The sequence below is a fragment of the Zhongshania borealis genome, from assembly GCF_039539625.1.
Taxonomy (GTDB): Bacteria; Pseudomonadota; Gammaproteobacteria; order Pseudomonadales; family Spongiibacteraceae; genus Spongiibacter; species Spongiibacter borealis.
Genome location: NZ_BAABDM010000005.1, coordinates 1 through 12,820, shown reverse-complemented (window position 1 = coordinate 12,820; position 12,820 = coordinate 1). Strand labels below are relative to the sequence as shown.

At 50.3% G+C, this 12,820-nt stretch carries 11 protein-coding genes, 5 tRNA genes and 1 rRNA gene; all 17 read right to left on the bottom strand.

Features of this window, described 5'->3' with window-relative positions:
• Positions 1-77 precede the first annotated feature (77 nt).
• Positions 78-4,154 carry a DNA-directed RNA polymerase subunit beta gene (gene rpoB, locus ABD836_RS13125; protein WP_344936690.1) on the bottom strand — a complete coding sequence of 1,359 codons (4,077 nt, stop codon included), beginning with the start codon at positions 4,152-4,154 and terminating at the stop codon, positions 78-80.
• Between the two features lie 192 nt (positions 4,155-4,346).
• Positions 4,347-4,724: a 50S ribosomal protein L7/L12 gene (gene rplL, locus ABD836_RS13120; protein ID WP_344936688.1), complete on the bottom strand. Its 378-nt coding sequence runs from the start codon at positions 4,722-4,724 to the stop codon at positions 4,347-4,349.
• A gap of 54 nt (positions 4,725-4,778) precedes the next feature.
• Positions 4,779-5,306: a 50S ribosomal protein L10 gene (gene rplJ, locus ABD836_RS13115; RefSeq protein ID WP_344936686.1), complete on the bottom strand. Its 528-nt coding sequence runs from the start codon at positions 5,304-5,306 to the stop codon at positions 4,779-4,781.
• Between the two features lie 286 nt (positions 5,307-5,592).
• Entirely contained in the window at positions 5,593-6,291 is a 699-nt protein-coding gene (gene rplA / locus ABD836_RS13110) for a 50S ribosomal protein L1 (protein WP_344936684.1), read from the bottom strand.
• A 2-nt stretch (positions 6,292-6,293) separates the two neighbouring features.
• A complete protein-coding gene (rplK, locus tag ABD836_RS13105; protein WP_344936682.1) occupies positions 6,294-6,725 on the bottom strand; it encodes a 50S ribosomal protein L11 in 432 nt (143 codons plus the stop codon).
• A 137-nt stretch (positions 6,726-6,862) separates the two neighbouring features.
• The gene (gene nusG / locus ABD836_RS13100) at positions 6,863-7,393 is read right to left on the bottom strand and encodes a transcription termination/antitermination protein NusG (RefSeq protein WP_344936680.1); all 531 of its coding nucleotides are present in this window, start codon (positions 7,391-7,393) and stop codon (positions 6,863-6,865) included.
• A gap of 9 nt (positions 7,394-7,402) precedes the next feature.
• On the bottom strand, positions 7,403-7,768 hold the full coding sequence (secE, locus tag ABD836_RS13095; RefSeq protein WP_344936678.1) for a preprotein translocase subunit SecE: 366 nt from the start codon (positions 7,766-7,768) through the stop codon (positions 7,403-7,405).
• A gap of 71 nt (positions 7,769-7,839) precedes the next feature.
• A tRNA-Trp gene (locus ABD836_RS13090) sits at positions 7,840-7,915 on the bottom strand.
• Positions 7,916-7,963: 48 nt separating this feature from the next.
• Positions 7,964-9,187, bottom strand: coding sequence for an elongation factor Tu (gene tuf / locus ABD836_RS13085; RefSeq protein ID WP_344936676.1), 1,224 nt, complete (start codon positions 9,185-9,187; stop codon positions 7,964-7,966).
• Positions 9,188-9,269: 82 nt separating this feature from the next.
• A tRNA-Thr gene (locus ABD836_RS13080) sits at positions 9,270-9,345 on the bottom strand.
• Positions 9,346-9,376: 31 nt separating this feature from the next.
• Positions 9,377-9,450, bottom strand: a tRNA-Gly gene (locus ABD836_RS13075).
• A gap of 35 nt (positions 9,451-9,485) precedes the next feature.
• Positions 9,486-9,569, bottom strand: a tRNA-Tyr gene (locus tag ABD836_RS13070).
• A 91-nt stretch (positions 9,570-9,660) separates the two neighbouring features.
• A tRNA-Thr gene (locus ABD836_RS13065) sits at positions 9,661-9,736 on the bottom strand.
• 35 nt (positions 9,737-9,771) lie between these two features.
• On the bottom strand, positions 9,772-10,476 hold the full coding sequence (locus tag ABD836_RS13060; protein WP_344936672.1) for an SPOR domain-containing protein: 705 nt from the start codon (positions 10,474-10,476) through the stop codon (positions 9,772-9,774).
• Between the two features lie 15 nt (positions 10,477-10,491).
• On the bottom strand, positions 10,492-11,232 hold the full coding sequence (locus ABD836_RS13055; protein ID WP_344936669.1) for a type III pantothenate kinase: 741 nt from the start codon (positions 11,230-11,232) through the stop codon (positions 10,492-10,494).
• Entirely contained in the window at positions 11,229-12,203 is a 975-nt protein-coding gene (birA, locus tag ABD836_RS13050) for a bifunctional biotin--[acetyl-CoA-carboxylase] ligase/biotin operon repressor BirA (RefSeq protein WP_344936666.1), read from the bottom strand. Before birA ends, ABD836_RS13055 begins: the two co-directional genes overlap by 4 nt.
• A gap of 492 nt (positions 12,204-12,695) precedes the next feature.
• A 5S ribosomal RNA gene (gene rrf / locus ABD836_RS13045) occupies positions 12,696-12,811 on the bottom strand.
• Positions 12,812-12,820 lie beyond the last annotated feature (9 nt).

The window sequence follows — 12,820 nt, the reverse complement described above, 5'->3', positions numbered from 1 at the left end:
CGTTCCTCCGCAAGGGTATTCAACAGGTGCCCGCTACAAAGCTGCAGCGGCACCCCTTGCCATCTCGTTGTTGATACTTATTCCGTGTCCAGCTCGATATTAATACCGAGTGAGCGGATCTCTTTGACCAATACATTGAAAGACTCGGGCATACCCGGCTCCATGCTCTGATCACCATCAACAATATTTTTGTACATCTTGGTACGACCGTTCACGTCGTCCGACTTCACCGTCAGCATTTCCTGCAGGGTGTAAGCCGCGCCGTATGCTTCCAGCGCCCACACTTCCATTTCCCCGAAGCGTTGACCACCGAACTGGGCTTTACCACCCAGAGGCTGCTGGGTAACCAAGCTGTAAGAACCAGTAGAACGTGCATGCATCTTGTCATCAACCAAGTGGTTCAACTTGAGCATGTACATATAGCCAACAGTGACTGGACGATCAAATTCCAGACCAGTACGCCCATCGCACAACTTCAACTGACCGCTGTCTGGCAGATCAGCTAAGCGTAGCAGACTTTTGATTTCTGCTTCGTTAGCGCCGTCAAACACCTGGGTTGCCATTGGCACACCACCACGCAGGTTCTTCGCAAGATCCATAATCGCTTCATCGCTAAAGCTATCGAGATCTTCGTGACGACCTGCGCCATCGTTGTAGATCTCGCCCAAGAACTTGCGAACATCGGCAATTTGACGCTGCTCACGGATCATTGCATCGATCTTGCTACCTAAACCTTTCGCCGCGAGGCCAAGGTGGGTTTCAAGCACCTGACCAACGTTCATCCGCGACGGTACGCCCAGCGGGTTCAAGACGATATCAACTGGCTCGCCAGTTTCGTCAAAAGGCATGTCTTCGACAGGCATAATGACCGAGATAACACCCTTGTTACCGTGACGACCAGCCATTTTGTCACCAGGCTGAATGCGACGTTTGATGGCTAAGTAGACCTTAACAATCTTCAGCACACCCGGCGCCAGATCGTCGCCAGTAGTCAGTTTGCGACGCTTGTTTTCAAAACGCTCTTCCAACGTTTTGCGATGGGCAACCAACTGCTTGTCGGCATCTTCCAGTGCCGCGTTCAAAGCTTCATCTGAAAGACGTAGCTTGAACCAATCGTCAGTCTTAACCTCTGCCAAACCCGCTGCAGTAAGGACATCGCCTTTCTTCATACCTGGACCGCTAAGAATCGCCTGACCATCTAAAGCCGACGACAGACGTGCAAACGTCGCCTCTTCGACAATGCGGTACTCTTCGTTCAGGTCCTTGCGGAACTGGTCGAGCTGCATTTTTTCAATTTCGAGCGCGCGCTTGTCTTTCTCAAGACCGTCACGGGTGAAAACCTGAACATCGATAACCGTACCCTTGGTGCTAGTAGGCACGCGCAGGGAGGTGTCTTTTACGTCAGAGGCTTTCTCACCAAAGATAGCTCGTAGCAGCTTTTCTTCTGGGGTTAATTGGGTTTCGCCTTTAGGCGTCACCTTGCCGACCAGAATGTCGCCAGGGCCAACTTCAGCACCGATATACACGATACCGGACTCATCGAGGCTCGCCAGTGCGCCTTCGCCAACATTGGGAATATCAGCAGAGATTTCCTCTGAACCCAATTTCGTGTCACGGGCAATACAGGTCAATTCTTGAATATGAATAGTAGTAAAGCGATCTTCTTTCACTACTCGCTCAGAAACAAGGATCGAATCCTCGAAGTTGTAACCATTCCAAGGCATGAAGGCAATACGCATGTTCTGGCCAAGTGCCAGCTCACCCATATCAACAGACGGGCCATCAGCCAAAATATCGCCGCGAACGACGTCGTGACCTTCGCTCACTATGGGGCGCTGATTAATACAGGTGTTCTGGTTCGAACGGGTGTATTTAGTCAGGTTATAAATGTCTACCGGTGGCTGACCAGGCTGAACTTCTTCATTATTTACACGAACAACAATACGCGAAGAGTCAACACTGTCGATCACACCGCCACGACGCGCAACAACACACACGCCTGAGTCAGAAGCAACATAGCGCTCAAAACCAGTACCGACCAAAGGCTTATCGGCCTTCAATGTTGGCACCGCCTGGCGCTGCATGTTCGAACCCATCAAGGCGCGGTTTGCATCATCGTGCTCTAAGAATGGAATCAATGACGCTGCTACCGAAACAACCTGCTTGGGCGAAACGTCCATGTAGGTTACTTTTTCTGGCGGCATTACCGTAAATTCGTTCATGTGACGAACGGCAACCATTTCGTCGGTCAACTCGCCCTTGTCGTTCATGACCGCAGAGGCCTGAGCGATTACTTCTTCAGCTTCGTTGATTGCCGACAAATACTCGATATCGTCGCTTACCTTGCCGTCTTTAACTTTGCGGTAAGGACTCTCAAGGAAACCGTACTCATTGGTGCGCGCATACGTCGCCAAAGAGTTAATCAGACCAATGTTTGGTCCTTCCGGCGTTTCAATAGGACATACCCGACCATAGTGTGTCGGATGAACGTCACGAACCTCGAAGCCAGCGCGCTCGCGCGTCAGACCACCAGGCCCAAGCGCAGAAACACGACGTTTGTGCGTGATTTCTGACAGCGGGTTGTTTTGGTCCATAAACTGCGACAACTGTGAAGAGCCAAAAAACTCTTTTACAGCGGCAGCAACAGGTTTGGCATTGATCAAGTCCTGAGGCATCAGGCCTTCACTTTCGGCCATAGACAAACGCTCTTTAACAGCGCGCTCTACCCGAACCAAACCAACGCGGAATTGGTTTTCAGCCATTTCACCAACAGAGCGAATACGACGGTTACCAAGGTGATCGATATCGTCGACAATACCCTTACCGTTACGAATGCCAACCAGCATTTTCATAACCGCGACGATATCACTTTGATCAAGTGTACCGGAGCCCAAAATTTCTTCTCGGCCAACACGGCGGTTGAACTTCATACGACCAACAGTAGACAGGTCATAACGTTCTGGAGAGAAGAATAGATTCTGGAACAAATTCTCAGCCGATTCTTTAGTTGGCGGCTCGCCGGGGCGCATCATGCGGTAAATTTCTACCAATGCTTCCAACTGAGTATTGGTTGGATCCGCGCGCAAGGTATCACTTACGTATGGACCACAATCCAGCTCATTGGTGTAAAGCGTGTCAATTTCCTTAACACCAGCTTCTTCAAGCTCGGTCAGCATCTCTGCAGTAATCAGAGAATTACAAGGGAAAAGAACTTCGCCAGTCTTTTTATCGACGATGTCTTTAGCCAGCGCACGGCCGACCAAGTATTCAACCGGCACTTCGAGTTCGGTCAATCCAGATTTTTCAATCTGACGGATGTGGCGGGCGGTGATACGACGGCCAGTTTCAACGATGACTTCACCGTTCTTAGCGGCGATATCAAAAGTCGCAACTTCACCACGCAGACGCTCTGCGATTAACTCAATGGTAAAGCCGCCCTTTTTAGCAACTTTAAACGTATTTACGTCGTAGAAGAGCTCTAAAATCTCTTCTGCTGTCATACCCAGCGAGCGAAGTAGAATCGTAGCCGGCAATTTACGACGGCGATCGATACGCACAAACACCATGTCTTTAGGATCGAATTCAAAATCCAACCAAGAACCACGGTAAGGAATAATCCGCGCAGAATACAGCAGTTTGCCCGATGAATGGGTTTTACCACGGTCGTGATCGAAGAATACACCGGGTGAACGATGTAACTGAGAAACGATAACCCGCTCAGTACCATTGATAACGAAGGTACCGTTTTCCGTCATCAGCGGGATTTCGCCCATATAGACTTCTTGTTCTTTAATATCTTTGATGCTTTTGTTGGCAGATTCGCGATCATAAATAATCAAGCGGACCTTCACCCGCAACGGCACGGAATAAGTTACACCGCGTAGCTGACATTCATTCACATCAAAAGCCGGCAAGCCAAGCACGTAATCAACGTACTCTAAAGCCGCATTGCCGGAGTAGCTCACTATCGGGAATATTGATTTAAATGCGGCGTGCAGACCATACTCGCCGCGCTCACCCGCAGGAATACCCTGCTGAGTGAACTTCTTGTAAGAATCCAGCTGAATCGCAAGGAGATAGGGCACGTCCATGACGTGCGGCATCTTGCCAAAATCCTTACGGATACGTTTTTTCTCAGTGTACGAGTAAGCCATCAGTACTCCCCAGCATCATTTCTTGACCCCGTCGCGACCGGCGACGGCATCGTTAGTACGGTAGTTTTTCATCTACCGCTGGTCAGCTCCCAAAAGAAACCGACTGTAATATCTCAAATAACAGCAAAAGGCCGGCGGGATTAACCCACCAGCCTCGCTTGAGATTGACCTGCGAGCAGGCCAACAAGCAACTTACTTAAGCTCGACGCTAGCGCCAGCTTCTTCAAGCTCTTTCTTCGCAGTTTCTGCATCTGCTTTAGAAGCAGCTTCTTTAATAGTAGAAGGCGCGCCATCTACCATTTCTTTAGCTTCTTTCAGACCCAGACCGGTGATAGTGCGGACAGCTTTGATAACGTTAACTTTCTTCTCGCCAACAGCGGTCAGAACTACGTCAAATTCAGTCTGCTCTTCAGCGGCAGCGCCACCTTCAGCAGCGGCAGCTGGTGCAGCAGCAACAGCCGCGGCAGCAGTAACGCCAAACTTCTCTTCCATCGCTTCGATCAGACCAACTACGTCCATTACGCTCATTTCAGCGATTGCATTCAAAATATCGTCTTGTGACAGAGCCATTGTAAACTCCCTACTGTGTCAATTACTTAAAGAAAAACCATTAAAACGCTGCGCTTACGCAGCTTCTTTCTGCTCGCGAACTGCAGCTAGAGTACGAACCAATTTTCCTGGGACTTCGTTCAGTGTACGTACCAGTTTCGTTGCCGGTGCTTGCATAACGCTCATCAACATAGAAAGCGCTTGGTCGCGGGTCGGCAATTTCGCCAGTACATCTAACTGATCGGCGCCCATCAATTGGCCACTGACTGCCAGTGCTTTTACTTCAAATTTTGCATGTTCTTTCGCAAAATCCTTGAAGATACGCGCTGCCGCACCAGGATCTTCCATCGAGAAAGCTAACAGAGATGGGCCTTTAAAGGCCGTCTCTGCGCACTCGAAATCAGTTCCCTTCAACGCACGAATCGCAAGGGTGTTACGCACTACACGCACACTTACATTTGATTCACGCGCCAATTTGCGGAGCTCAGTCATTTGTCCTACTGAACACCCACGGGCGTCAGCAACAACTAATGACAATGCACTCGCAGCAGTCTCGTTAACATCAGCTACTATCGCTTTCTTGTCGTCGAGTCTTAATGCCACTTGGATAACTCCTGGATTTGTCAGTTATTTACCGTAGACTCAAAACACAAGGTTTCGAGTCGTTTGCTGGAGAACAAATCCACTCCACCATCTGCGTAGGCCAATGCCGGTAAACGTTGACGAATCAACACATCGATTAAGGGGTAAGTCTAAATAACCCAAACCCCGCCTACGGTCTTTGATGGTCTCTGTCTTTTGACACAGTAGGTCAGCTGTCAAAGACCACAAAGCCTAAAAAACGGTCTCCGAAAAGACCGCTTCATTCAAAGCGACTAGCGCCTTAAAATTATTTTGCCGACAAGCTCGCCATATCGATTGCGATACCGGGGCCCATCGTTGAAGAAAGAGTAACTTTCTTCATATAAACGCCTTTTGCTGAAGATGGCTTACCCTTACGCAAGTCACCCAGCAATGCTTCAAGATTATCCTTGAGGACATTGGCATCAAAACTGATACTACCGATTGCGCCGTGGATAATGCCGTTTTTATCTGTACGGTAGCGAACCTGACCCGCTTTGGCATTTTTAACTGCAGTTTCAACATCAGCAGTTACAGTGCCAGTTTTAGGGTTAGGCATAAGGCCGCGTGGACCAAGAACCTGACCCAGCTGACCAACAACGCGCATTGCATCTGGAGACGCAACTACAACGTCAAAATCCATCATGCCGCCTTTAACTTCAGCAGCCAGATCATCCATACCAACAAAATCTGCGCCCGCCGCTTTTGCTTTTTCTGCATTTTCACCTTGGGTGAAAACAGCTACGCGAACGGTTTTACCGGTGCCGTGAGGCAGGGTAGTAGCACCGCGAACGGCCTGGTCAGATTTACGCGCATCAACACCGAGGTTGATCGCAACATCAATCGCTTCAGGGAATTTGATTACAGATACTTCTTTGAGCAGCGCTACTGCATCTTCAAAGCTGTACTGTTTACCAGCAACCACTTTTTCACGGATTGCTTTTTGACGCTTAGTGAGCTTAGCCATGATTACACACCCTCAACTTCAATACCGGCGGCACGGGCACTGCCCGCAATAGTGCGCACTGCTGCATCCATATCAGAAGCAGTCAAATCAGCCATTTTAATAGTGGCGATTTCTTCAAGCTGAGCGCGAGTCACTTTACCGACTTTTTTGGAGTTAGGCGTACCAGAACCACTAGCAACACCCGCAGCCTTCTTCAACAAGTAAGAAGCCGGCGGCGTTTTAGTAACAAAGGTAAAGCTGCGATCCGAATAAACAGTGATCACAACAGGAATCGGCATGCCAGCTTCAAGGCTTTGCGTTTGAGCGTTAAAGGCTTTACAAAATTCCATAATATTTACACCGTGCTGACCCAATGCAGGACCAACTGGTGGACTTGGGTTGGCCTTACCGGCGGCAACCTGAAGCTTAATATAAGCTTGTACTTTCTTAGCCATAACTTCCTCCTAGTGGGTACAAACGCCTCACGATTATGCAATCGCCGATTGGCTCCCCGGTTTTAACTGCCAGCTTGCGGGGGCGAGCCCCACAAACAAGCAACAATATTTCCACTAAACAGACACACTTAGTAGAATTAAGCTTTCTCGACCTGCACAAAATCCAGTTCAACAGGCGTTGACCGCCCAAAGATAAGCACCGCAACGTGCAGACGGTTTTTCTCGTAATTCACTTCTTCAACAACGCCGTTAAAATCGTTAAACGGCCCATCGATAACCCGCACCATTTCACCCGGTTCAAACAAGGTTTTTGGCTTGGGTTTATCACCACTCTCGACGCGCTGCAAAATCGCCTGCGCCTCTTTCTCGGTAATCGGTGCTGGCTTATCTGCCTTGCCACCGATAAACCCCATAACGCGTGGCGTTTCTTTCACTAAATGCCAAGTATCGTCGCCGAGTTCCATCTGAATCAGCACGTAACCTGGAAAAAATTTGCGCTCGCTCTTACGCTTCTGACCACCGCGCATTTCGATTACTTCTTCAGTTGGTACCAACACTTCACCGAAACGATCAGCAAAACCTGACAGCTCGATACGCTCTTTAAGTGCTAGCGCAACTTTCTTTTCATACCCAGAATAGGCGTGTACAACATACCAGCGCTTTGTCATGCCCTACCTCTAGCCGATAACCATGGATGCCAACCAACCCAACAGAGTGTCTAAGCCCCACAGAATCAATGCCGCAACTACAACAAACGCCACAACAATCAGCGTGGTTTGGGTGCTTTCCTGACGCGACGGCCAGACAACTTTGCGAATTTCGGTGCGCGCCCCTTTGAGCAACTCAAAAAAAGCCTCGCCTTTAACTGTACCGTAAGCGATGTACCCTGCCACAAGTGCCAACACTAACAGTGCGATGACACGATAAAGCAAAGACTCGCTAGAGAAATATATATTGCCACCAACTCCGCCGGCCACTAACAGAGTTACTAGACTCCATTTTAGACCGTCGAGGCGACCAGCATCTTCCGCCTTAGCACTCATTGTTAAAACATTTCCCTTTTTCGCTAAGCGCAAAACACCACTACGCATACGCGAAGCGGTGTCAACGTAAATGGCAGGCCAGGAGGGACTCGAACCCCCAACAGCCGGTTTTGGAGACCGGTGCTCTACCAATTGAACTACTGGCCTACAAGTGCCGGACGTATACGCCCGGGCTTTTACCCAATATAGCCGGGCTTATTCTACGATTTTAGCAACAACGCCGGCGCCAACAGTACGACCACCTTCACGAATTGCAAAACGCAGACCTTCTTCCATCGCGATTGGCGCAATCAAAGTTACGTCCATTTTCACGTTGTCGCCAGGCATAACCATTTCAGTACCTTCCGGCAGCTCACAAGCACCAGTCACATCCGTGGTACGGAAGTAGAACTGAGGACGGTAGCCTTTAAAGAACGGCGTGTGACGGCCACCCTCTTCTTTGGACAGTACGTATACTTCACCTTCGAAACGAGTGTGAGGCGTGATTGAACCGGGCTTAGCCAGTACTTGTCCACGCTCCACATCGTCACGCTTAGTACCACGCAGCAATACACCAACGTTCTCACCAGCGCGACCTTCGTCAAGCAGCTTGCGGAACATTTCAACACCAGTACATACGGTCTTGGTGGTGTCGTGAATACCAATGATTGCAATCTCATCACCGGTGCGCAAAATACCACGCTCAACACGGCCTGTCACAACAGTACCGCGACCAGAGATAGAGAACACATCTTCAATAGGCATCAGGAACGGCAGGTCAATTGCGCGCTCAGGCTGTGGAATATAAGTATCCAGAGCTTCGATCAATTTCTTAACAGCGGTGGTGCCCAATTCGTTGTCGTCTTGGCCATTCAGCGCCATCAGTGCAGAACCCGCAATGATAGGGGTATCGTCACCAGGGAATTCGTACAAATCAAGCAGCTCGCGCAGCTCCATTTCAACCAATTCAAGCATTTCATTGTATTCTTCGCTGCCTACGCCACCGCAATCTTCAGCCAGCAGGTCAGCCTTATTCAGGAATACCACGATGTACGGTACACCAACCTGACGTGAAAGCAGGATGTGCTCACGAGTTTGAGGCATTGGGCCGTCTGTAGCGCCACATACCAGAATCGCGCCATCCATCTGCGCAGCACCAGTGATCATGTTTTTGACATAATCGGCGTGACCTGGGCAGTCAACGTGCGCGTAGTGACGAACTGACGAATCATATTCGACGTGAGAGGTCGCAATGGTGATACCACGTGCACGCTCTTCAGGTGCATTATCGATACCATCAAACGCCACTGCCTTACCGCCATACACTTCCGCACATACACGGGTAAGTGCTGCAGTCAGCGTGGTTTTACCATGGTCAACGTGACCGATGGTGCCCACGTTCAAGTGGGGCTTATTACGTTCAAACTTTTCCTTAGCCATTGCGACAGTCTCCTAGCGGACCTTTCGTCTAGTCACTACAAAAAGACAAAAGCCGACCAATCAGCTTTTGCCGCCAAATTAATGGAGCTCATAAGCGGATTCGAACCGCTGACCTCTTCCTTACCAAGGAAGTGCTCTACCGACTGAGCTATATGAGCACCGCAATTCACACCTTAAACCTGCCCATACTGGAGCGGGTAGCGGGAATCGAACCCGCACCATCAGCTTGGAAGGCTGAGGTTCTACCATTGAACCATACCCGCTGAAATCTTTGTTTTCTGGCAAGTCTAGCAATTAATGGTGGAGGGGGGTGGATTCGAACCACCGAAGCTCGCGCGTCAGATTTACAGTCTGATCCCTTTAGCCACTCGGGAACCCCTCCCCAAGAAATGGAATATTTTGTTTTAGCTAAAATACCTATCAACCAATGCCTTGGCCGAATAAGCGATACCTTACCCGCAACAAAAAATATGTGGAGCTGGCGAGAGGAGTCGAACCCCCGACCGGCTGATTACAAGTCAGCTGCTCTACCAACTGAGCTACGCCAGCAAGCTACCACGTCGCTTCCAAACGAGGGCCGCATTCTAGTCTAACCGTTTATAAGACGCAATCAGATTACAGCTTTTTTTCGCTAGCTTTTTATTATCATCAGCGATGACCGCCATTTCAGCCTCCACCTGACCGTAATCAACCGAGGCGTCGCCGCCATTGAAAACCAGCCAATACCGCGTCGCAAGCTTACTTATACGTCTAATTTCAGCCGTATAGCGTTTCTTTGCCAGCCCCTTAGCGTGGGTAGCCGCACGCTCAGCGTCTGTAAATACACCCAGCGAAACCGCATTCTTTAACTCCCCTTTCCGAATCACGAAATTATCAATTCGCTTCGACCGGAGCTCAGCGCTGACCTTGCTCGCTGCAGCAAAAGAATTATAAGGGCCAAGGTGAACCCAATAATCAGCGCCACGCTCGTACTCGTCGCTGTAAATACGCAGATCAGAATTTTTTGCCTGCAACTCACTCACGAGGGGCAACTGAATAATTGGCCCCAAAACCAAGCACTCCCCCTCCGCCAGCACCGGCCTATCTCTATGCACCTCAGAATCAATATCAGAATCAATATCAGACAAAGGCTCTGAAGCCACTAGATCGCGCTCGGAAAGCAGTACTATATTGCCCTCGCGACCCATTGACACCACACGATCAGCAATCAATTCGAAACCGTTCTCCGATTGAACCGCGAGATACACAACGCCATTTGCTAGCAGCAGTAATAAAAAGAACCAGCGCACCAAACTCTCCCTAAATTAGGATGCCGCCATGACAGCCGCAAGCCCGTCCAGCACCAATTCGTCACGATATCGCCATTGCTCAGCTCGCGCCCCCGCTAAGGTAAGCAGAGCCGGGGCGTCTCCCCCAGTGATATAGACGTTAAGCTTACCTCCGACGGCCAATTCGGCCTGTTCAAGCGCCGCATTCACGGCCCCAAGTTGCGCCAACCATTTACCATGATGGACACAGCTCTCGGTATCGATACCGGGCGCAAGACTGACTTTCTCGTCACCTGCAAATCGCACCCGACCAGTATGATCCGCGAGCGCCTTGGCAGATAACCCCACTCCCGCAATAATATACCCACCCAAATGAACGCCGCCGTTGCCTACTATATCAACAGTTAACGCTGTCCCCGCATCTATTACCGCGCATGACGCGGAGCATTCTGCATACGCCGCAATCATCACCAACCAGCGATCTACGCCCATTTTACCAACATCAGCATAACTATTAGTCACACCGGCACATTGCCGTTGGCTGCGCGCGAATGTAAACGGCACGCCAGACCGACTTAACACATCAACCAGATCCCGCTCCCGCGCAGCAGAACCGACGGAAGCGATATAAACCATGGCAGGCCCAGACTTAAGTAAAGCTAGAACTTCGTCTGACGAGCCATTAATACGCCCACCATCAATACGCTGCCCACCTCGCATATAGCGCCATTTAAGCGAGGAATTACCGACATCCAACTCCAATCGCAATACGCTCACGAACCAGCCCCTCTCAGACTGACTTCACCACCGCGGAATATCTTTTCGCCCTCATCAGTCTCGAGCACCAAGCCGCCACCAGCATCCACACCCTGAGCTCGGCCCTCAATATACCGCTCACCTAACTGGACGCGTACCTGCTTACCGGCGAATACGTCATAGCGACACCACTCTTGCCGCAGATACTCAAACCCATCACGAGTAAATTCTGCCTGCACAGCATAAAGCTCAGCAATCAGCGCAGCAGCGAGGACGTTGCGATCCATTCGCCCCGCAATCGTTCGCAGATCAGTCCAGGGCTGAGTAATCGCGCTTGTATCACAGGACGCCAAATCGACATTCAAACCTACACCAACAATTACCTGGCACAAGCCTGCTGGATCCCCCTGCATCTCGAGTAAAATACCCGCGAGCTTCTTGCCCTCATGCAAAACATCGTTAGGCCATTTCAAACCAACACTGGTAACACCCAATTTCGCTAGCGCCCTGACCACAGCCAAGCCCACGGACAGACTCAAGCCTTCCAATGCCGCAGCACCCGACTGAAACTCCCATACCATCGACAAATAGATATTTCGGCCAAAAGGACTCCGCCAATCACGACCGCGCCTACCGCGACCAGCAGATTGCTGCTCGGCCATACAGCAATAATTACCGCCACGACCCTTTCGGATAGCCTCGGCTGCCGCATCATTCGTTGAGTCTACCAACGAAAAGACATCAAACTCACCCATGCTCGACAGGGCAGAACTCGGCAGCAAAGCTCTAATACTTTCGGCAGACAACAAATCCAAACCACCGGCAATACGGTAACCGCGCCCCTTAACCGACTCTATCGCCAGCTCAAGCGCCTCTAGTTTATGCGATTGCTTCCAAACAGCTGCACGACTAATGCCGAGACGCGCCCCCACTTCCTCGCCCGAATGAAACTCACCGTCAGCAAGAATCATTAATAAAGCTGAATTATCCACACCTAAAGCCCGTTTCCGAATCGTTTCGGATCATAGCAGACTAATCGGAACGACCCCAAGAGCGCCGAGCAAAAGCCCTCCGTGAGAAAGGAATTGAGAGACGCTTGACGGGAGACGGTGAACGCTAAAACGAAAAAGCCCCAGCAGGAGGATCTGCTGGGGCTTTTTTGTGGATATTGCGTGAGGCTGAGATCCAGAGTTTTGGTTTTGACTTTATCTTTTGCGTTCACCGTCTCCCATCTGGCGTAGCGCTGCTGAGGGTTATAAAAAGACTTACAGCAACCCGCGGTTCTTAATAGGTGTAGCGCGTAGATGACCTACTTTGTGTTGGAAGCAGTGCTTCCAATCGCTGCGCGACGCCTATCGGCGCACCAAGCTCGCACCGATGGTGCAGAGCTTGTCGCATGGGCCCGGTATTTAGTGAGAGACGCTAACCGCGTTCTAAATAAAAAACCCCGCACAGCGAAGCTGAGCGGGGTGTTTTATTTAGAAGCCTGGCGATGACCTACTCTCGCATGGGGAAACCCCAAACTACCATCGGCGATGACACGTTTCACTTCTGAGTTCGGGATGGGATCAGGTGGTACCATGTCTCTATGGTCGCCAGGCAAACTGGC

Excerpts from the sequence above, each read along its gene's own strand:
- rplL (WP_344936688.1), bottom strand. The coding sequence starts at position 4,724 with ATGGCTCTGTCACAAGACGATATTTTGAATGCAATCGCTGAAATGAGC.
- secE (WP_344936678.1), bottom strand. The coding sequence starts at position 7,768 with ATGAGTGCTAAGGCGGAAGATGCTGGTCGCCTCGACGGTCTAAAATGG.
- rpoB (WP_344936690.1), bottom strand. The coding sequence starts at position 4,154 with ATGGCTTACTCGTACACTGAGAAAAAACGTATCCGTAAGGATTTTGGC.
- rplA (WP_344936684.1), bottom strand. The coding sequence starts at position 6,291 with ATGGCTAAGCTCACTAAGCGTCAAAAAGCAATCCGTGAAAAAGTGGTT.
- nusG (WP_344936680.1), bottom strand. The coding sequence starts at position 7,393 with ATGACAAAGCGCTGGTATGTTGTACACGCCTATTCTGGGTATGAAAAG.
- rplK (WP_344936682.1), bottom strand. The coding sequence starts at position 6,725 with ATGGCTAAGAAAGTACAAGCTTATATTAAGCTTCAGGTTGCCGCCGGT.
- tuf (WP_344936676.1), bottom strand. The coding sequence starts at position 9,187 with ATGGCTAAGGAAAAGTTTGAACGTAATAAGCCCCACTTGAACGTGGGC.